The 18,682-nt window shown below is 70.6% G+C and carries 19 protein-coding genes; 9 read left to right on the forward strand and 10 right to left on the reverse strand.

The window, feature by feature from the left end:
* Positions 1–111 precede the first annotated feature (111 nt).
* The 3 genes from xylB to B4E97_RS16690 all read right to left on the reverse strand — a co-directional run bounded on the left by xylB (position 112) and on the right by B4E97_RS16690 (position 3,900).
* Positions 112–1,542 carry a xylulokinase gene (gene xylB / locus B4E97_RS16680; RefSeq protein ID WP_286960852.1) on the reverse strand — a complete coding sequence of 477 codons (1,431 nt, stop codon included), beginning with the start codon at positions 1,540–1,542 and terminating at the stop codon, positions 112–114.
* A gap of 75 nt (positions 1,543–1,617) precedes the next feature.
* On the reverse strand, positions 1,618–3,369 hold the full coding sequence (locus B4E97_RS16685; RefSeq protein WP_286960855.1) for a DUF6398 domain-containing protein: 1,752 nt from the start codon (positions 3,367–3,369) through the stop codon (positions 1,618–1,620).
* A 39-nt stretch (positions 3,370–3,408) separates the two neighbouring features.
* The gene (locus B4E97_RS16690) at positions 3,409–3,900 is read right to left on the reverse strand and encodes a MerR family transcriptional regulator (protein WP_286960857.1); all 492 of its coding nucleotides are present in this window, start codon (positions 3,898–3,900) and stop codon (positions 3,409–3,411) included.
* A gap of 28 nt (positions 3,901–3,928) precedes the next feature.
* On the opposite strand from B4E97_RS16690, the gene B4E97_RS16695 reads away from it, so the two are divergent.
* Both B4E97_RS16695 and B4E97_RS16700 read left to right on the forward strand, forming a co-directional pair.
* Positions 3,929–4,159 (forward strand): FAD-dependent oxidoreductase, encoded by a 231-nt coding sequence (locus tag B4E97_RS16695; protein WP_286960859.1) that lies wholly within the window; start codon positions 3,929–3,931, stop codon positions 4,157–4,159.
* 46 nt (positions 4,160–4,205) lie between these two features.
* Complete coding sequence (locus B4E97_RS16700; protein WP_286960860.1) at positions 4,206–4,796, forward strand: NAD(P)/FAD-dependent oxidoreductase; 591 nt, start codon at positions 4,206–4,208, stop codon at positions 4,794–4,796.
* Between the two features lie 68 nt (positions 4,797–4,864).
* On the opposite strand, the gene B4E97_RS16705 is transcribed toward B4E97_RS16700, so the two are convergent.
* Positions 4,865–4,972 carry a siderophore-interacting protein gene (locus tag B4E97_RS16705; RefSeq protein WP_239262560.1) on the reverse strand — a complete coding sequence of 36 codons (108 nt, stop codon included), beginning with the start codon at positions 4,970–4,972 and terminating at the stop codon, positions 4,865–4,867.
* 145 nt (positions 4,973–5,117) lie between these two features.
* Complete coding sequence (locus B4E97_RS16710) at positions 5,118–5,801, reverse strand: Crp/Fnr family transcriptional regulator (protein ID WP_286960861.1); 684 nt, start codon at positions 5,799–5,801, stop codon at positions 5,118–5,120.
* Between the two features lie 262 nt (positions 5,802–6,063).
* On the opposite strand from B4E97_RS16710, the gene B4E97_RS16715 reads away from it, so the two are divergent.
* Positions 6,064–6,303 (forward strand): heavy-metal-associated domain-containing protein, encoded by a 240-nt coding sequence (locus B4E97_RS16715; protein ID WP_286959790.1) that lies wholly within the window; start codon positions 6,064–6,066, stop codon positions 6,301–6,303.
* Between the two features lie 31 nt (positions 6,304–6,334).
* Positions 6,335–8,290, forward strand: a complete 1,956-nt coding sequence (locus B4E97_RS16720; RefSeq protein ID WP_286959792.1) for a heavy metal translocating P-type ATPase — start codon at positions 6,335–6,337, stop codon at positions 8,288–8,290.
* 167 nt (positions 8,291–8,457) lie between these two features.
* Here the strand turns inward: B4E97_RS16720 and B4E97_RS16725 are convergent, their stop codons facing one another.
* A complete protein-coding gene (locus tag B4E97_RS16725; RefSeq protein WP_286960862.1) occupies positions 8,458–11,400 on the reverse strand; it encodes a vitamin B12-dependent ribonucleotide reductase in 2,943 nt (980 codons plus the stop codon).
* A 158-nt stretch (positions 11,401–11,558) separates the two neighbouring features.
* The gene (gene nrdR, locus B4E97_RS16730; RefSeq protein ID WP_286960864.1) at positions 11,559–12,062 is read right to left on the reverse strand and encodes a transcriptional regulator NrdR; all 504 of its coding nucleotides are present in this window, start codon (positions 12,060–12,062) and stop codon (positions 11,559–11,561) included.
* 318 nt (positions 12,063–12,380) lie between these two features.
* Between nrdR and B4E97_RS16735 the strand changes: the two genes are divergently transcribed.
* The 4 genes from B4E97_RS16735 (at position 12,381) to B4E97_RS16750 (ending at position 14,885) form a co-directional block, all read left to right on the forward strand.
* Positions 12,381–12,539 (forward strand): hypothetical protein, encoded by a 159-nt coding sequence (locus B4E97_RS16735; RefSeq protein WP_156911335.1) that lies wholly within the window; start codon positions 12,381–12,383, stop codon positions 12,537–12,539.
* Positions 12,540–12,608: 69 nt separating this feature from the next.
* The gene (locus B4E97_RS16740; RefSeq protein ID WP_286960865.1) at positions 12,609–13,250 is read left to right on the forward strand and encodes a DUF6318 family protein; all 642 of its coding nucleotides are present in this window, start codon (positions 12,609–12,611) and stop codon (positions 13,248–13,250) included.
* A 407-nt stretch (positions 13,251–13,657) separates the two neighbouring features.
* The gene (locus tag B4E97_RS16745; RefSeq protein ID WP_286959799.1) at positions 13,658–14,107 is read left to right on the forward strand and encodes a PKD domain-containing protein; all 450 of its coding nucleotides are present in this window, start codon (positions 13,658–13,660) and stop codon (positions 14,105–14,107) included.
* 106 nt (positions 14,108–14,213) lie between these two features.
* Positions 14,214–14,885, forward strand: a complete 672-nt coding sequence (locus B4E97_RS16750) for a TetR/AcrR family transcriptional regulator (RefSeq protein ID WP_029211680.1) — start codon at positions 14,214–14,216, stop codon at positions 14,883–14,885.
* 282 nt (positions 14,886–15,167) lie between these two features.
* Here B4E97_RS16750 and B4E97_RS16755 read toward each other — a convergent pair whose 3' ends face one another.
* Positions 15,168–15,563: a LysM peptidoglycan-binding domain-containing protein gene (locus tag B4E97_RS16755; protein ID WP_286960868.1), complete on the reverse strand. Its 396-nt coding sequence runs from the start codon at positions 15,561–15,563 to the stop codon at positions 15,168–15,170.
* Positions 15,564–15,819: 256 nt separating this feature from the next.
* Here B4E97_RS16755 and lexA point away from each other — a divergent pair, with 256 nt between their 5' ends.
* Positions 15,820–16,518 (forward strand): transcriptional repressor LexA, encoded by a 699-nt coding sequence (gene lexA, locus B4E97_RS16760; protein ID WP_239262546.1) that lies wholly within the window; start codon positions 15,820–15,822, stop codon positions 16,516–16,518.
* 51 nt (positions 16,519–16,569) lie between these two features.
* Here the strand turns inward: lexA and B4E97_RS16765 are convergent, their stop codons facing one another.
* Entirely contained in the window at positions 16,570–18,024 is a 1,455-nt protein-coding gene (locus B4E97_RS16765; RefSeq protein ID WP_286960871.1) for an alpha/beta hydrolase family protein, read from the reverse strand.
* 118 nt (positions 18,025–18,142) lie between these two features.
* Positions 18,143–18,598 (reverse strand): MarR family winged helix-turn-helix transcriptional regulator, encoded by a 456-nt coding sequence (locus tag B4E97_RS16770; protein ID WP_286960872.1) that lies wholly within the window; start codon positions 18,596–18,598, stop codon positions 18,143–18,145.
* Positions 18,599–18,682: the final 84 nt, after the last annotated feature.

Below are 18,682 nucleotides of genomic sequence, written 5' to 3' on the forward strand. Positions count from 1 at the left end.
GCCACGTATCGGGCGCGTCGTCATCGGTGGCGGCGGAGGGCACGGGGCGGCACGCCATACATCGCCGTGAACGCCCGGCTGAAGTGAGCCGCGTCGACCAGGCCGCGCGACTCACGTGGACCAGGGGCGCACCTCGCGATAGCGCGCGAGCACCTGCGGCCGCGGATCGGCCGGGACGCACTCGGTGCGCAGGGAGGAGGACCAGTCCGGCGGCTCCGGCGTACCCGTCAGCACCCAGGCGGCCTGCCGGGCGGCGCCACGCGCGACGTACTCCCCCAAGTCGGGGATGGTCACGGAGACCCCGAGGACCTGCGGGGCGAGCACCTGCACCGCGCGGGAGCGGCTCCCACCCCCGACGAGGGTGACGTCGTCGACCACGACGCCCTGGGCGCGGATCGCGTCGAGCCCCTCGGCGAGCAGGCACAGCACGCCCTCGACGGCAGCGCGGGCCACGTGCTGGGGCGTCATCGTCGCGAGGGTGAGGCCGTGCAGGCTCCCGGTCGCACCAGGGAGGTTGGGGGTTCGCTCGCCCTCGAGGTACGGCACGAGCACCAGGCCGTCGGCGCCGCTGTCGCCCTCAAGCGCCAGCTCGCTGAGCTGGTCGTGCGTGACGCCGAGCAGCCGGGCCGTGGCGTCGAGGACCCGGCTCGCGTTGAGCGTGCAGGCCAGCGGCAGCCAGGCCCCTGCCGCGTCGGCGAAGCCCGCGACCAGACCCGTCGCGTCGTGGGTGGGGGTGGCCGACACCGCCGCGACCACCCCCGAGGTGCCGACGGAGACGCTGGTGTGGCCGGCCGACAGCCCCAGCCCGAGCGCGGCGGCGGCATTGTCGCCGCAGCCAGGACCCACGACCAGGTCTCGCGGCGAGCGCCCTCGCACGCGTCCCACCTGCTCGCTTGGCCCGGCCACCCGCGGCAGCTGGATGTCGGTCAGTCGGTCCCGGGTGGCGAGCGCCAGCAGCTCGCGCCGGTAGTCGCCGGTCCCCACGTCGAGGTAGCCCGTCCCGGACGCGTCGGACCGGTCTGTCACCAGGTCGTCGAGGGAGCCGGCGCCCCGAAGGCGCCACGTCAGCCAGTCGTGCGGCAGCGCGACGACCGCGACGCGTCTCGCGTGCTCGGGCTCGTGATCGACGAGCCAGCGCAGCTTGGCCACCGTGAACGACGCCAGCGGGACGCTGCCGGTCGCCTCCGCCCAGGCCCTCCTGCCGGCGCCGGGGTCACCGCCACCGAGGTCGGCGACGAGCTGGTCGGCGGCGTCGGCCGACCGGGTGTCGTGCCACAGCAGAGCAGGCCGTATGACGTCACCACCCTCGTCGAGCGCCACCATCCCGTGCTGCTGGCCCGCCACCGACACGGCCGCCACGTCGTCGAGCCCGCCCGCCCGGTCGACCGCAGCCTCGTAGGCCGTCCACCAGTGCCGCGGGTCCACCTCGGTCGCGTCCGGGTGCGGCGCCGAGCCACGACGCACCTCCTCACCGGTGTCAGCGTCGCAGACGACCACCTTGCAGGACTGGGTGGACGTGTCGACGCCGGCGACGAGAGGCATGCCGGACACTCTCCCATCCCGACGCCCGCCCTCGACCCCTCCGATCGCTTCGCCTCTCGCCAAGGACTGCGCGGATCAGCCTCGCCGTGCTGCCTCGCGCTCCTCCACCAGCTCCGCCCGCTCCTCGGCCACGAGCCACGACGGGTCGACGTTCTCCAAGGACCCATAGCTCCACTCGGATCGATAGATGCCCAGGACGCCCAGCAGGGTCGTCGCGCGTTGGCTGACGCTCCCGGACGCGATGCCGCACGCCTCCATCAGGTCGCCCATCGTGACGGGGCCGTACGGGCTGGTCAGTTCGTTGACGTTCGCGACGATCCAGGCGATGGCGCCGGCGGCCGTGTCGACCCGGCCCCGCATCAGCACCCGGTGGTCGGTCCGCGCGATCGCCGTCAGGACACGACGGCAGGCCGTGCGCGCCTCCACCCCGTCGAAGAGGTCCTCCATGACGGTGTCCAGCACGGCGGCGATCGCGGTGACGCGGTCACGCGCGGCCTCCGGGACGCCGGTGAGGTCCAGCGGCTCGTCGGGCAGCGGCTCGGTGTCCAGGGCGTCGAGCACGTCGCGGCCCCCGACGACGGAGGCCAGCGAGTCGAGGAGGTAGCCCTCCATGCCGGACTCGGTGATCGCGGTGGCCTCGCGCATCTGACGGCGGCGCTCGCGAGCCTCGGGCGTCGTCATACGGCTGCCGTAGAAACGCTCCGCTGCGTCGATCGCCGCGATGACGCGCCCCTCCTGACCGCCGGGCCACGAACGCACCCGTGCCGCATGCCTGGTCATGATCCTGAGGGCCTCCGGCACCAGCGGCCAGACCTCGTCGGTCAGCGGCAGGTATGGCGCGACCGACTCCAGGATCCCCACGACGGCCGCCTCGGACAGGTCGAGCGGGTCGCCTCCGTGCGCCAAGGGCCCCGTCACCATCACCCAGATCGCGTCGTACAGCTCCGGGTCGTCGGGCAGGTCCATCCCCCCGACGATCGCCAGGGCCATGGCCCGCTCGGGCAGGTCGACCTCGTAGAAGATCCCGTCGACGGGGTCGTCCGGACCGAGGTCGAGCGGGGCACCGTCCAGGGGCAGGGACTGACCGGCCCTGGGGTCGCCGCCCTCGGGACAGGTGGCCAGCGACACCTCGAGCAGCGGCTGGCACATGGGCCAGGTGTCGGACACCGGCCCCTCCAGCATCTCGTTGTGGCGCGCGATCGCCAGCTCGAGCCGGGCGCGGACATCGGCATGGCTCAGCTCCGTCCACACGGCATCCTCGGTGCCAGGAGAGCGCTCCTGCATCCAGGCCCAGATCTGGTCGATGGTCTGGGGTGCGTAGAACGCGTCCTTGACGATCGTGCCGAGCGAGTAGTCGACGTAGACGAACCAGGTCACCACGCCGCCGTCGGGGAGCGACAGCTGCAGGTAGAGGTTCTCGCCACGATCACCCGGCGAGGTCATGTGCGCACCCCGGACGGGCACCTGCTGGGCGAGCGCCTGCAGAGCTGCGGGCAGGGGCTGGGTGCGGCGCATGAGCGCGCGACGGATCGTGACCGACAGCTCGTGGTCCACCATTGGCGCCAGCGCGGCCAGCAGCGCGGTGGTCTCGCGCACGTCGACACCGATGAAGCTGTCGACCAGGTCCCCGGCGGACCATCCCACGTCGGCCGGGTGGCGCATCGTCCAGGCGATGCCGGAGGCCATCATGGCCACGGCCCAGGGGTCGTCGGAGCGCAGGGCGCGACGGACCTCCGGCAGGAGCGGGAGGTCGTCGACCGGCGGCTGCGCCTTGGCGCGGGGCTGGGGTCGCTGCTGCGGGGTCCTGGGAGGTCGACGTCGAGCCATGCCCCCTACCCTGCCGTATCCCACGCCGTGACGTGAGCGTCAGCCGTGGCCAGGCGACGCGGCGTCTGGGCTGCTGGCGCCTGGCGGCCCGTCCAGGGAGATGGCGGCGTCCCAGTCGGAGGGCACCGGGCCACCGTCGATGACGTCAGCCACCAGCGCGGCGAAGCGCTCGCACTGGGCGATGTCATGGGCCCGGCAGCGCAGGGAGTGCTCGGTCATGGCCCGCGACCGCTCGAGCTCGCGGCGCTGCTCGTCGAGGTGCTGCAGGTGGGCCTCCAGCACCTGGTGGCGTCCCGGCGCACCCTCGTCCAGGAGCGCGCGGATCTGTGGGAGGGACATGCCGATCAGCTTGTTGCGGGCGATGACGGCGACGCGCACGAGGTCGGCGCGCACGTAGCGTCGGTAGCCGCTGGCGTCGCGCGCAGGACTGAGCAGCCCCACGTCCTCCCAGTGGCGCAGGACGTGGGTGGGCACGTCGAACCGCCGAGCCACCTCGCGGATCGGCAGTCCCGCGTCGTCGTTTGCCTTCATGTCAACCTGAAGGTACACGCTGGCGAGCATGACGACGACGGACATCGTGATCATCGGCGGCGGACCGGCCGGGCTGCAGGCCGCCCTGTCGATCGGCCGGGTGCACCGCCAGGCGGTGCTGCTGGACGACGGCACCTATCGCAACGCGCGAGTCACCCACATGCACAACGTGATCGGCCAGGACGGCACTCCCCCGGCCACCTTGCGCGCCGCTGCAGGGGGCGGAGCTCGAGGCCTATCCCACGGTGGAGGTGCGTGAGGTCCGGGCCACCACCGTGACCCCGAGACCGGACGGCACGTTTGCCGTGACCCTCGCCACGGGTGAGGACCTCGTCGCCAGGGTCGTCATCCTGGCCACCGGGGTCCGGGACGAGCTGCCGCAGGTCGACGGCCTGCAGGACCTGTGGGGCGGACGCGTCGCGCAGTGCCCGTTCTGCCACGCGCACGAGTTCGCCGGGGGACGCTTCGGCATCCTCGGGACCGGCCCGGCGGCCCACCTCACCGCGCTGCTCGAACCCATCGCGGGGTCCGTCGTCGTGCTCCCCCTCGAGGGCGACCCCGCAGGTGCGCCCGTCCGCGCGGTGCGAGACACGGGCGACGGCGTCGACGTGACGCTCGCCGACGGCTCCACCGAGCACGTGGACGTCCTGTTCCTGCGTCCGGAGCTGCACCAGGGGGCGCCCTTCGCCGCGCAGCTCGGCCTGGCTCGCAACGACTCCGGCGCGATCCGCGTCGACGAGCTCCAGCGCACGAGCCTGCCCGGCGTCATGGCGGCGGGCGACCTCGCGCACGTGCCCGCGCTGCCGATGCCCATGCAGTCGGTCGTCATGGCCATGGCGGCCGGCCAGGTCGCGGCGTCAGCAGCGGTGATGTCGCTCATCGGCCCGCGCCCCTGAGGACTCCCCTCGCCGACTGGTCACCTCCCGACATCCTGGCCGCACCCTCCCCGTCCGCAGCTTGCCGGTCAGAGGTGGACCTGACCGGCCTTCCAGAAGCCGCTCGCCACGACGTGGCGCCGGGGCACGTCGCGCTCCTTGACGAGGTGGCGGCGACGGTGGCCACCTCGGCGCACGCCCAGGCATGGTCCACGCCGGCGGTCAGGGGCACCGTCTGCAGGTCGTCGGCGGTCAGGGGCACCGTCTCCGGGTCAGGGGGCCGGCGTTTCCCGCAGCTGAACTCGGCACGGGGACCGCCCGGCCACACGCCCCTTCCTGAGGTCACCCCGCGCCGAGGGCCTCCCGCTCCAGCCGGGAGAGGTCGAGGATGGCGGTCCAGCGGCGCCCGGAGTCGATGACTCCGTCACGTCGCCACTGGCTCATGACCCGCGACACCGACTCCGGGGTGGAGCGCGCCAGGCCCGCCAGGTCGCTGCGGGAGAGGGGGACCTCGAGCAGGATCCCGCGCCCGCCACGGTCGTTGCCGAGCTTGTCAGCCAGGCGGAGCAGCGCGGTTGCCACTCGCTGGGCGACCGTGTCCGTGACCTGACCGCCGACATCATCCTGCGCCCGCGCCAGCCGCTCGGCCACGTCATCCAGCACCCGTAGCGCAACGCCTGGATGCTCAGCCAGCAGCTCACGAAAGGTCGGTTGGTCGATCTGCAACGTACACGTGGGGACCAGCGCGCTGGCGGTATGCCGATGGGCTGACTGCCCCAGTGTGCCCATGCCCCCGAAGAGCTCACCGGCCACGAGGATGTCGGCCAGGGTCTCGGTGCCTGTTGCGCTGACCTGACTGAGCTTGACGCGACCCTCAGCGACGACATGCAGGTGGCCGGCGGCACTGCCAGCGTGGAAGATGTGCGTCCCCGCGGCCCACGACATGGTGGCCATCCGCCGATCGATGCGATCGAGCTCGGCCGGGGACAGCCCCTGGAAGTAGGGCACGCGGGCCAGGACTGCCATCCGGACGGCTCGCGGACAGCGGTGGGGCATGGTCACTTCGCGCAGCGGGATGTGCCGACGCCCACCGGGCGGTCCCTCACGGGGGCCGACAGAGGTCACGGGCCTCACTCTAGGCCCGTTTGAAGCATGAATCACCAGGCCACGGCAATGTGCTGCTCATTGATGTGCGTCATGGTCCCTCCCTCGCAGCGCTCCTAGCTTGGAATCACCGCGACGTCCACAAACCGGTGGGTCCGCGAGACAGGGAATGAGGACCACCATCATGAACACCGCCACCAGCACCCACACCCATACCGTCCTTCGCGCCGAAGGCTTCTCCTGCCCCTCGTGCGTCGGCAAGATCGAGAAGCAGGTCGGACGCCTCCGGGGCGTCACCCGCGTCAGCGTCAAGTTCGCCTCGTCGCGCATCGAGGTCGATCACGACCCGGCCATCACCGGCGTCGCCGAGCTCGTGGCGGCAGTCGCCAAGGCCGGCTACCGGTCCGCTCCGTCCGCGTTCTGACTCGCGCTGACTACGAGACGAAGACATCGCCATGACGCATCTCACCCATGTCCGGCACCTGATTCGGAACCTCTGGACGGTCCCGTTGGTCGCCGGCCTGTCGATCATCATCTCTTTCACGGCCTCCGGCCTGGCGGGCTCGCAGCTGTGGGGTGACGTGTTCATGGTCACCGCTGCGGTCGTCGCTGGAGCCCCCATCCTGCGGTCCGCGGTCCACGGTCTGATTGCGCGGGTCATCGGCATCGACCTGCTCGTCTCGATCGCCGCAATCGGGGCACTGTTCATCGGTGAGCTCTGGGAAGCGGCGGCTGTGACCTTTCTGTTCGCGATCGGTCACGCCCTGGAGAACGCCACGCTCAACAAGACCCGCTCCGCCCTGGCCGAGCTGATCGCGGTCGCGCCTGAGATCGCCATCGTGCTGCGGCATGGCGAGCAGGTCTCGGTCCCCCCGGCTGAGGTGGTCGTGGGCGAGACGGTGCTCGTGAAGAACGGCTCCAAGATCCCCGTCGACGGTGTCGTCATCGCAGGCTCCGGCGCCGTGGACGAGGCCTCCATCACGGGCGAGTCCATCCCGGCGGAGAAGGCCCTCGGTGACCCGGTCTACGCCGGCACCATCTCCCACGGTGGATTCCTGCAGGTCGAAGCGACCGGTGTGGGCGCCGACACCACGCTGGCCCGGATCATCCACCGCGTCGAGGAGGCGCAGGACGCCAAGGCCAAGACCCAGGCCGTCATGGATCGGTTCTCGACCTGGTACACACCCGCCATCATCGTGCTGGCGCTCGTCGCCTTCCTGGCCACCGGCAACGTCACGCTGGCACTCACCCTCCTGGTGATCGGCTGCCCCGGCGCCCTGGTCATCTCCGTTCCGGTGGCGATCGTGGCGGGCATCGGACGCGGCGCCAGGGACGGGATCCTGATCAAGGGAGGCGAGTTCCTCGAGACCTCCGCCACGATCACGGCCGTTGCCCTGGACAAGACAGGCACACTCACGGAGGGACGTCCGTACCTCACGGATGTCGTCGTGATCGACCCCTCGCTCGACGAGAGCGAGGTGCTGCACTGGGCTGCGCAGGCAGAGACCGGCTCCGAGCATCCGCTCTCTCGCCCCATCGTGGAAGCGGCCTTGGGAGACGGCAGGGCTGCGCTCGGCCTGCCCGAGCACACCGAACCCGTGCCCGGCAAGGGCGTCGTGGCGCTGGTGCGAGGGCACCGAGTGGCGGTGGGAAACCTCTCGCTGCTGCGCGTCGAAGGCGTGACGAAGGGCACCGAGCTGGCTGCGGCCGCCGCAGACGACCTGGCAACACGTGGCCGCACGCCCATGATCGTGGCCCTGGACGGACAGGTGATCGGCATCGTCGCGGTCGCGGACAGGATCCGCCAGGACGCCCGCGAGATGGTGGGGCGGCTGCACAAGGCCGGCGTCAGCAAGGTCGTCATGCTCACCGGAGACACCCACCTGGTCGCGGAAGCAGTGGCCTCGGAGGTCGGGGTCGACGAGGTGCGTGCCGGGCTCCTGCCGGAGGACAAGCTCGAGGCAGTGCGTGAGCTGCAGTCACAGGGTCACGTGGTCGCCATGGTGGGAGACGGGGTCAACGACGCCCCGGCGCTGGCCGTCTCGGACATCGGGATCGCCATGGGTGCCGCCGGCACAGGTGTCGCCATCGAGACTGCTGACATCGCCCTCATGAAGGACGACCTGCTCAAGCTGCCGCAAGCGATCTCTCTGGCGCGGCGCACGGTGTCGGTGATGCGCATCAACATCGCCGTAGCCCTGATCACGGTCGCGTCCCTGCTGGCCGGTGTCATCCTGGGCGGGGTCACGATGACCCTGGGCATGCTCGTCCACGAGGCATCGGTGCTCATCGTGATCCTCAACGCCATGCGGTTGCTGCGCCCCTCCCGTCTGTCGCCGAGTACGCAACCCGTGGCTTCCCCCACCTCCCGCGCCCGCGAGCCCGAGGCGCGACCCGTCAACGTGGCGTGAAGCCCAGGGTGCGGGCTGAGCAAGCCAGGGTCGACCGATCCGCCGAGGAGGACGTCCCCGAGACGACCCTGCACGCCCTCATGGTCTGCCAGCCGGACGCGGCTGAGCCCCGCAGGGACGAATCCCTGCGGGGCTCAGCGCGGTTCGTCGCTCGAGCGACGGGGTGATCAGCTGCAGCCGGAGGTGCTGCCGCAGCCCTCGCACACGTAGCAGGAGCCGGCGGGACGCATCTTGGTGCCGCAGGTCATGCAGATCGGGGCGTCGGAGGCCATGCCCTGGAGCTTCTCCATCAGCTCGGCGGACGAGTGGATCTCGCGGGACACCTCGCGGGCGTCGGCCGCACCGGCGCCGGACTTCACCTCGGCCGGGCGGGGCGACGAGGAGCCGAAGCGCTCGCCGGCCTCGCGGGCCTTCTCCTGCGGGGTCTTGGAGGTGGCGACGTCCTGCTGGATCTCCTCGTCGTACTCCTCCTCGTCCTCGTCGGTGACGGGCTCGTAGGACCCGGTCTCGAGCTGGCGAGCACGCTCCTCCGCGGAGTAGATGCCCATCATCGAGCGAGCGTCGAAGTCCAGGTAGTCCAGGGCCAGGCGACGGAAGACGTAGTCCATGATCGACTGCGACATCCGCACGTCCGGGTCGTCCGTGAGGCCGGCCGGCTCGAAGCGCTGGTTGGTGAACTTGTCGACGTAGGTCTCGAGCGGGACGCCGTACTGCAGGCCCACCGAGATGGCGATGGAGAACGCGTCCATGACGCCGGCCAGGGTCGAACCCTGCTTGCCGAACTTCAGGAACAGCTCACCGAGACCACCGTCGGGGTAGGCGCCGGCCGTCAGGTAGCCCTCGGCGCCGCCGACCGTGAAGGACGTGGTCTGCGAGGCGCGACGCTTGGGCAGGCGACGGCGGGTGGGGCGGTAGATGACCTTCTCGACGACCTTGGCGTCGCCGGACTCGACCAGCTCGGCGACCTTCTCCTCGACGCGCTCCTCGACCTTCTTCTTGGTCTCCTGCACGGACAGCGGCTGGCCGACCTTGCAGTTGTCGCGGTAGACGGCGAGGGCCTTGAGGCCGAGCTTCCAGCCCTGGAGGTAGACGTCCTCGATCTCCTCGACCGTGGCCGACTCGGGGAGGTTGACCGTCTTGGAGATGGCGCCGGACAGGAACGGCTGGCAGGCCGCCATCATGCGCACGTGGCCCATCGGGGAGATGGCGCGGGCGCCCATGGCGCAGTCGAAGATCTCGTAGTGCTCGGTCTTGAGCCCGGGGGCGTCGACGACGTGGCCGTGCTCGGCGATGTACTCGACGATGGCCTCGATCGACTCGTCCTGGTAGCCGAGCTTCTTGAGGGCACGCGGGATCGTCAGGTTGACGATCTGCATGGAGCCGCCACCGACGAGCTTCTTGAACTTGACCAGCGAGAAGTCGGGCTCGATGCCGGTGGTGTCGCAGTCCATCATGAAGCCGATGGTGCCGGTGGGGGCGAGGACCGAGGCCTGCGCGTTGCGGAAGCCGTTCTTGTCACCGAGGTCCAGGACCTGGTCCCACGCCTGGGTGGCGAGGGCGTGGATGGAGGAGCCCATCTCGTCGAGGGTCTTGACCTGGGCGTTGGCGTCGCGGTGCTGGGCCATGACGCGCTTGTGCGCCTCGGCGTTGCGGGCGTAGCCGGCATACGGCCCCACGACCCCGGCGAGCTCGGCGGAGCGCTTGTAGGACGCACCGGTGAGCAGCGAGGTGATCGTGGCGGCGAGCGCGCGGCCACCCTCGGAGTCGTAGCCGTGACCGGTCGCCATCAGCAGGGCGCCGAGGTTGGCGTAGCCGATGCCGAGCTGACGGTAGTCACGGGTGGTCTCGCCGATGGACTCGGTCGGGAAGTCCGCGAAGCAGATGGAGATGTCCATCGCCGTGATGACGAGCTCCGCGACCTTCTGGAAGGTGGCGGCGTCGAAGGTGTCGTCGTCGCGCAGGAACTTCAGCAGGTTGAGCGAGGCCAGGTTGCACGAGGAGTTGTCCAGCGACATGTACTCCGAGCAGGGGTTGGACGCGGTGATGCGACCGGTCTCGGGGTTGGTGTGCCAGGCGTTGATCGTGTCGTCGTACTGGATGCCCGGGTCGGCGCACTCCCAGGCGGCCTTGGCGACCTTCTGCATCAGGGTGCGGGCATCGACGCGCTCGATGATCTCGCCGGTCATGCGGGCGCGCAGACCGAAGTCGGTGCCCTCCTCGACGGCCTTCATGAACTCGTCGGAGACGCGGACCGAGTTGTTGGCGTTCTGGTACTGCACGGAGACGATGTCGCGGCCGCCGAGGTCCATGTCGAAGCCGGCGTCGCGCAGCGCACGGATCTTGTCCTCCTCGCGCGCCTTGGTCTCGACGAACTCCTCGATGTCGGGGTGGTCGATGTCCAGGACGACCATCTTGGCCGCGCGGCGGGTCGCGCCGCCGGACTTGATGGTGCCGGCGGACGCGTCGGCGCCGCGCATGAAGGAGACGGGGCCGGAGGCGGTGCCGCCGGAGGACAGCAGCTCCTTGGAGGAGCGGATGCGGGAGAGGTTGAGGCCGGCGCCGGAGCCGCCCTTGAAGATGAACCCCTCCTCCTTGTACCAGTTCAGGATGGAGTCCATCGAGTCGTCGACGGACAGGATGAAGCAGGCGCTGACCTGCTGCGGGCTGGCCGTGCCGACGTTGAACCACACCGGGGAGTTGAAGCTGAACACCTGGTGGACCAGGGCGTAGGTCAGCTCGTGCTCGAAGATCTCGGCGTCCTCGGGCGTGGCGAAGTAGCCGTTGTCCTTGCCGGCCTTGGCGTAGGTCAGGACGACGCGGTCGATGAGCTGCTTGAGGCCCTGCTCGCGCTTGTCCGTGCCCACGGCACCGCGGAAGTACTTGGTCGTGACGATGGTGGAGGCGTTGACCGACCAGAAGTCGGGGAACTCCACGCCACGCTGCTCGAAGATCGTCTCGCCGGTCTTCCAGTTCGTCTGGACGACGTCGCGCTTCTCCCAGTTCACGTCGTCGTAGGGGTGCACGCCGGGCGTGGTGAAGATGCGCTCGATGGTGAGGCCCTTCTTGGCCGACTTGCGTGCTGCGGAGCGAGCGCCGACGGTCTCGGTCATGGTGCTGTGCCTTCCGTTCCCTGTGGATTGCTGGCGGTATGTCGTGCCTGTGGGTCCCCGTCAGGTGGCGCGGCGGGGCGGTGGAGATGTCGTGGTGCGGGGTCCGGTCGTCATACGAGCAGTCTGTGGGCGACCACTGACAGACCCCCGGTGACCTGCTAGGTCGTGCGAGAGGGGCCCGGAGGACCCACCGCGGCGGGTTCCTCGCCCGTGGGCGGGTGCTCCGCCCGGAGGAGGGTGATGGCCGCCTCGAAGTCCTCGAGTGAGTCGAACGCCTGGTAGACGCTCGCGAACCGGAGGTAGGCGACCTCGTCGAGCTCGCGGAGCGGGCCGAGGATGGCCAGGCCGACCTCGTGGGCGTCGATCTCGGCGTGGCCCTGCGAGCGGATCGTCTCCTCCACCCGCTGGGCCAGCCTGGCGAGGTCGTCCTCGCTGACCGGGCGGCCCTGGCAGGCCTTGCTCACGCCGTCCTGGATCTTGGAGCGGCTGAACGGCTCGCTGGCGCCGGACCGCTTGATGACGGTCAGGCTCGCGGACTCCACCGTGGTGAAGCGGCGCTGGCAGGCCGGGCACTGACGACGACGACGGATGGCGGAGCCGTCGTCGGTCGTGCGGCTGTCGATGACGCGGCTGTCGGTGTTGCGGCAGAACGGGCAGTGCACGGCTAGGCTCCTCCCCTGATCGGCGGCCGCCTGTGGACGCGGTTGTGGATGGCTTGTTGACAACCTGTGGGTAACCGGCTTCACCCTGGGGACTACATGTGGATGACTTACACCGGTGTAACCACTAGATGTAGTGATCTTATGCCGTGACGGCCCCGTGATCAAACAAGTCACCCACCTGACGTGTTGTCCCAGGTCACACGGCGTGTTGCACTCATCGTGTCGTGCCCAACACTCTGCGTGATGGTGACGAAGGGCCAGATGACCGACGGCCCGACCCCACCATCTGGTGGTGGTCGCACGGTCTAGGCTCGACCAATGGATCGCCGCGCCCTCACCCCGCTCGTCGTCGGCCTGCTCTGCTTCGCGGTCGCCCTCATGATCCGCAGCGGAGGTCTGGTGCGCGGCCTGCTGATGTTCGTGGCGGCCGGGTTCATGGTCTACGCGGTGTCCGTGATGACCCGCGACCGCCGCTGATCCTGAGTTATCCACAGACCCCTGTATGACGGAAGCAGGAGGCGTCGCCGCACGTCTAGGCTCGACGCCATGCGTGGACACGGACGTCTCCTCACCGCCGCCGGGCTGATCACCGCGGGCGCCCTGGCCGGCTGCTCGGGCGCCGCGGGCACGAGCCAGGGCACGGCCACGGCCACCCACGAGCTGCCACCGGCCACGCCGGGCACGAGCGCCGCCACCCCCACGTCGAGCTCGGCAGCGACGACGTCCAGCACCTCCCCCACGACGGCCGCGCCGGCCGCCACCAGCGCCGCCGCCCCTGCCATCCCCGCAGCAGCCCGCGCACACACTCCAGAGGGCGCCGAGGCGTTCACGCGCTACTTCATCGATCAGGTCAACGTCGCCTGGACGACCCCCAAGACCGGCCTGATCTCAGCCCTCAGCCTCCCCACCTGCAAGTCCTGCACTGGCCTTGAGGAGGGAGCAAGTGAACTGGCGGGTCAAAGGTCGCGCTACACAACGCCCGTCATTGCCTTGCGGGATGTACTGGCCACGTCGGACCCGAAGGGTCAAACGGTGGTGAAGGCCACAGTGGTGGAGTCTCCATCCCCCGTTGCCCAAGGGCGCCAAACATCGCCCGCGAAGGGCCAGACAGTGACTACACGCCGGGGATTCGTCCTGGCGTTTGCTGGCAACGCCTGGCGAGTAAGTGAGATCGGCTCCCTCCAATGATCGCGGCGGCCTTGGCCATGGCCCTCATATCCGCCGACGGCAAGCCAGCACCCCCCACCTTCAGCGGCAAAATTTCGTCCAGCACCATCTTGATCGAAGCGGACCTACGCCAGGCCGGTAGAGGCGTTGAGGTCAAGACCGGCGCTTCCCGTCGGACCGTAGGCACGCCAAGGGTCCGGACCACGTCCACATCCACATCTCCAACCGCCTCACCCGCTCGGGCCACCTCTGCATTCCAATACGTGACTCGGCGGCCGTTGGTGTCTCGGGACGGGCCGGGGGTGTGGGAGACCGCTGTACCGGGGTTCGTGCCGGACCCGGCGGCTCCAGCCGCGCCGGGGCAGGCCCCACCCGCGCCGGGGGCACCGGCGCAGGTCGCCCCACCGCAGCCGGTGCTGACGGAGGCCATGATCGTGCAGGCCTTCCACACCACGCCGTTCGCGAAGCCGATGGCGGAGGTGCAGCCCGTGGGCGGCCGGACCCTCGTGACGCTGCCCACCTATGTCCAGATCGCCTGGGACCCAGCCGGGTTCGAGCCCGGGGAGATCAGCACGGTCGACCTGCTCGGCCACGCCGTGCGCATCCGCCCCGTCGGCCAGAGCTACCTCTACGACTTCGGGGACGGCGGCGCGGTGGGGCCGACGTCCAGCACCGGTGGGCCCTACCCCAGCGGCGACGTGACCTACCCCTACCCCAAGGCCGGCAGGTTCGCGATCAACGTCACGGCGACCTACTCCGGGGAGTACAGCGTGGACGGCGGCGCGTGGATCCCCATCGCCGACACCGTGCAGATCCCCGGCCCGGAGGAGCCCATCGATGTCCGCACCAGCCGCAACGAGCTGATCGACCAGGGGTGACGGATCGATCTTGGGAGCCCGTGGGCGGCAGCACGCTCGTCGCACGGACGCAGCCGGACATCGCGGGGTCTGTGACCATGCCCAGACACGCGGGTAAGGTCGGGCTATGAGCACGGACACGGACCGGGTCCGCCGTGGCCCGGGACGCCCCCGAGGTGGTGACGGCGCCGCGACCCGCGCGCGCATCATCGCGGCAAGCCTCGAGCTCTTTGCCAACCACGGGTTCCGCGCCACAGCGCTGGCGCAGATCGCCAAGGACGCCGACCTCTCCCCCACCGCGCTGACGCACCACTTCCCCCACAAGGAAGCCCTGCTCGCCGAGGTGCTGGCACTGCGGGACCAGCGCGACCGCGAGGACCTCGATGCCCTCGAGCCGACAGCGCCCACCGGGTGGCAGGTGCTGGAGCGCCTGTGCAGGCTCACCCTGCTCAACAGCACCAGGCCACAGCTGGTCCGGCTCTTCGTCACCGTGACCAGCGAGGCGATGGACCCCGACCACCCGGCCCACGCCTGGACTCAGCGGCACTACGCCGAGGCCCGTCAAGCCATCGTGGACGACCTGGCCGAAGGCATCCGCACGGGCACCGTCGCACCCGAGACCCCCACCGAGCAGGTCGCAAGCTCCGCCCTGGCCATGATGGACGGGCTGCAGACGCAGTGGCTCCTGTTGGGCGGATCACTGGACATGGCCGGCGCCTTCGCCACCTACGTGGCCGCACTCCACCAGACGTACGGGTCCGCGCCGACCGCCTCGCCGGACGCCATCACCACCGACTGACCGAGGCGCGAGGCGCGAGGCACGAGGCACGAGGCGCAGAGGTGCGCCGTGGCGTCACCACCCCCTGATGGTGACCGCCACGACGCAAGTCATGGGCCCCGCCCGCCTGCTGCGACAGGCGACCGCGTCCGCCGGACGGCGATGGGCGCCGAGGGTCTTGCAGCGAGCACGTGTGACGTGCCCGGATGCCCTCTGGCGCAGCATCGGTCGGGGCCGTTCGTGAGCGTCAACGTCCCAGCGGACGGATTTGCTCCCGGCGGAAAGGAAGGGAGATCGGCCCGATCAGGACGCCGGCACGACCAGGGTCTGGCCGGTCATGATCTGGTCGTTCTGCAGGTGGTTGGCCTTGACGAGGCGCAGGACGGCGTCGTCCGTGCGGACGCCGGGCATCTCACGGGCCGCGATCTCGGACAGGCTCTGGCCGCCCTCGACGGTCACGACGTGCGCGGCCGTGCCGGCGGGCGCCGCGGTGGCCAGCGACGACCAGGCGGAGAACGCCGCGACGGCGACGAGCACCGCCACGGTGAGGGTCATCGCGAGCCGCCCGCGCCGCGTGAAGCGCAGGCGACGGGGCGCACGGGCCGGGACGGCGTCGCCGGTCGGCACCAGGTGCAGTCGGGGACGGCCGGGCACACGTGCCGGGGCGATGGCGTCGTCCCACGCAACAGCTGCACTCATTGGGTCCTCCTTCTCGACGAGCCGGGGTGGCTCGCTCATCCGTTCGATAGAACGCTTGTACGAAAGTACAGCATCCCCGGGGCTGATGTGAAGACTCGCGTCGAACGAGTGTTTGAAACACGCCTTCGACCCCGGTAGCCTTGGTGGCCACGGGAGACACTCAACCAGGCACCACTGACACACCCCCCGCCCCGGGTGTCTCCACCGCACATCACTGCAGGTCAGGGGCCCTGCCGGCATCGAGGGAGCGAGCACGATGGCCAAGGTCACCAACCTGCCGGAGCGCGACGGCGGGCAGCGTCTCACCGTCCGCCAGCGCAAGATCCTGGAGTTCATCCGCGACACGGTCGAGCGCCGGGGCTACCCGCCGAGCATCCGGGAGATCGGCGACGCCGTGGGCCTCGCCAGCGTCAGCAGCGTCTCGCACCAGCTGCAGACCCTCGAGCGCAAGGGCATGCTGCGCCGCGACCCCAACCGCCCCCGAGCCATCGAGGTCGTCTCCCCGGACTGGGCGCCCGAGGCGTTCCACACCGACGCCGACGACAGCACCGACGTGACGGGCGTGCGCGACCAGCGGCCCCAGGCGTCATACGTGCCGGTCCTCGGTCGGATCGCCGCCGGTGTCCCGATCACGGCGGAGGAGGTCGTCGAGGACGTCTTCCCGCTCCCCCGCCAGGTCGTGGGCGAGGGCCAGCTGTTCCTGCTCAAGGTGGTCGGCGACTCCATGGTCGACGCCGCCATCTGCGACGGCGACTGGGTCGTCGTGCGCCAGCAGCCCGACGCCGACAACGGCGACATCGTCGCCGCGATGATCGACGGCGAGGCCACGGTCAAGACCTTCAAGCGCAAGCTCGGTCACCCGTGGCTGCTCCCGCACAACCCGGCCTTCGAGCCGATCGACGGCAAGCAGGCGACGATCCTCGGCAAGGTCACGGCGGTGCTGCGCTCCGTCTGAGCGCGCAACCGTCGGACCTCGCCGAGGGTGTCGAGGGTCAGACCACCGGCGTCAGCGACGCGGGCCGTAGGGGTCGCGGTCGGCCCGGTCGTTGACGAACGCGCCCGGTCGATAGCTCACGAAGGCTGCGCCGGCCAGGTTCGCAGCCTCGGCGACCCGCTGCAGCGACCGAGGCCTCACGGCGCCGGTCCATCGACCGGTGTCGAGGCGTTCCTGCATCGCCTGCACCGCGGCGACGTTCTCGGCAGGCGTGAACGTGCAGTGCCCCGTGCGCTGCACGTAGGCCTGGCGCAGCAGCGCGCCGGAGCCGGCTCGCTTCACCTTCGTCGCGTACTCGCTCGTGTACTCCACCGGCGCAGCGGGGTCCGCCACCGTGTGCATCGTCAGCACCGGCACGCGCAGCCGTCCGGTCGGGGCCGACGTGCGCTTCAGCCAGGTCACCGCCGCGGGATCGGCCGTCACGTCGGCGTCGCTGGTGATCTGCCGCAGGTCCTGCTTGAGGTCGAGGCCCGCCGAGCGATAGAGCCGGGCCACGTTGCCCGCCTGGTCGCTGCGGCGCAGGAGCCGGGCATAGTCGACCCCCTTGTTCCACCCGCTGTCCCCGCCCGAGACCTCCTGGATGTCGACGCGTCGCGTCATCATCATCGTCAGCGACCCGATCAGGTAGGTGTACTGCGCCTGCTCGATCGCCACGGCGTCACGCGCCTTGGGCGGGGTCGCACCCGTCGCCCACGTCGGCATGTTCATCAGGGATGCGGCGAGCGCGATCCGGGCGCGTCCCTGCGGGGTGGCCTGAGCCGCCTTGACGGCGTCGACCAGCCGCTGGGCGCTGGCCGCCGCCTCCTCCACGGACGCGAACTTCGTGAGCCGCACGTCCTCGCCGGGCAGCAGCAGGGAGGCGACGGCCTGCTGCCCGTCGAGCTGGTAGTTGTTGAGGTTGAGCCCGCCACCGAGCAGTCCGCAGGTGCTGATCGCCGCGTCGACGTCAGCGTCGCGACGCTCCGCCAGCAGGCTGCTCACCAGCCCTCCCATGGACCGGCCGAAGGCCAGCGTGCGACGCGGCTCGCCGATGCGCGCCTTGAACTCGGCGAGCACGCCCAGCTGGTCGTCGACGGCGCTGCCGAGCGCCCATCCGGTCCGGGCGTATGACGACTGCGCCACGGCATACCCGCGTGCCTGCAGGGCCGCCGAGGTGGGGGCGAACCCGGCGTCCACGGTGGGGTTGACCGCGCCGGTGCGGAACCCGTGGCTGAACAGGATGACGTCGCCGTTCCAGCCGGCCGGGACCGCGATGTCCCAGGTGGAGCCGTCGGGCAGGGTGCCCTGCTCGTGACGCGGCTCGGTGGCACGGGGCTCGGTGGCGCGGGGCTCGGTGCTGCGAGGCTGGGTGCTGCGGGGCGACCCGGCGGCGACCGCGGGTGCCACGGGGACGGCCAGGGCGCCGACGGCAGCCAGGGCAGCCGCGACGGTCGTGACTCGGGAGGGGCGGAGGGTGCGCGAGGACATGTCGACTCCTGGGGGGTGGGTCCGCGACGTCAGCGTCGCATGACAGGAATCCTGTATACATGCGTCAGCGCGCGGGCGAAACCCCACTTCCGCCCCGCGGGACGATGGGCGCGGCGGGTCAGTCGCCGTCCATGGGAAGGTCGCTCAGGGCGGCGCGGCACATCTGCAGCGCCTCGGTGAAGCTCTCGCGCTGGTCCGGGTCGAGGTCCTTGACCATGTGCGCCTCGAGCTCGGCCACGGGCTCGGCCTGGCGCCGCAGCAGGGCGCGGCCGTCCTCGGTGAGGCTGATCAGGCGGCGGCGCCGGTTGGTCGGGTCCGGGTCGCGCCGGATGAGACCACGACGCTCGAGCCCTCCCACCAGGTCGGCGGCCGACTGAGCCCGCACGAAGGAGTGGCGGGCGAGGTCGGCGGAGGTCATGCCCTCCCGCCGCTCGAGCACCGTCAGCGCGGTGTACTGCAGTGCCGTGACACCGGACTCACGGACGATCGCGTCCAGGTGCGCGCGCGTGACGAGCTCGAGCTGCTTGACGACGTACAGCAGCGACGGGGCCGGCGAGCGATCACGGTGAGTCACCCCGCCATTCAACCTCATCACGGAGCGCAGAATTCACCGCCGCACCCTTGCGCGCCGCCTGGCCGTCATGTCAGTATCAGGAAA

This window comes from Arsenicicoccus sp. UBA7492 (assembly GCF_002479615.1).
GTDB classification, from domain to species: domain Bacteria; phylum Actinomycetota; class Actinomycetes; order Actinomycetales; family Dermatophilaceae; genus Arsenicicoccus; species Arsenicicoccus bolidensis.

Coding starts and splice junctions, on each gene's coding strand:
- xylB (WP_286960852.1), bottom strand. CDS start 1,542: ATGCCTCTCGTCGCCGGCGTCGACACGTCCACCCAGTCCTGCAAGGTG.
- B4E97_RS16685 (WP_286960855.1), bottom strand. CDS start 3,369: ATGGCTCGACGTCGACCTCCCAGGACCCCGCAGCAGCGACCCCAGCCC.
- B4E97_RS16690 (WP_286960857.1), bottom strand. CDS start 3,900: ATGAAGGCAAACGACGACGCGGGACTGCCGATCCGCGAGGTGGCTCGG.
- B4E97_RS16695 (WP_286960859.1), top strand. CDS start 3,929: ATGACGACGACGGACATCGTGATCATCGGCGGCGGACCGGCCGGGCTG.
- B4E97_RS16710 (WP_286960861.1), bottom strand. CDS start 5,801: ATGGCAGTCCTGGCCCGCGTGCCCTACTTCCAGGGGCTGTCCCCGGCC.
- B4E97_RS16715 (WP_286959790.1), top strand. CDS start 6,064: ATGAACACCGCCACCAGCACCCACACCCATACCGTCCTTCGCGCCGAA.
- B4E97_RS16720 (WP_286959792.1), top strand. CDS start 6,335: ATGACGCATCTCACCCATGTCCGGCACCTGATTCGGAACCTCTGGACG.
- B4E97_RS16725 (WP_286960862.1), bottom strand. CDS start 11,400: ATGACCGAGACCGTCGGCGCTCGCTCCGCAGCACGCAAGTCGGCCAAG.
- B4E97_RS16735 (WP_156911335.1), top strand. CDS start 12,381: ATGGATCGCCGCGCCCTCACCCCGCTCGTCGTCGGCCTGCTCTGCTTC.
- B4E97_RS16740 (WP_286960865.1), top strand. CDS start 12,609: ATGCGTGGACACGGACGTCTCCTCACCGCCGCCGGGCTGATCACCGCG.
- B4E97_RS16745 (WP_286959799.1), top strand. CDS start 13,658: ATGATCGTGCAGGCCTTCCACACCACGCCGTTCGCGAAGCCGATGGCG.
- B4E97_RS16750 (WP_029211680.1), top strand. CDS start 14,214: ATGAGCACGGACACGGACCGGGTCCGCCGTGGCCCGGGACGCCCCCGA.
- B4E97_RS16755 (WP_286960868.1), bottom strand. CDS start 15,563: ATGAGTGCAGCTGTTGCGTGGGACGACGCCATCGCCCCGGCACGTGTG.
- lexA (WP_239262546.1), top strand. CDS start 15,820: ATGGCCAAGGTCACCAACCTGCCGGAGCGCGACGGCGGGCAGCGTCTC.
- B4E97_RS16765 (WP_286960871.1), bottom strand. CDS start 18,024: ATGTCCTCGCGCACCCTCCGCCCCTCCCGAGTCACGACCGTCGCGGCT.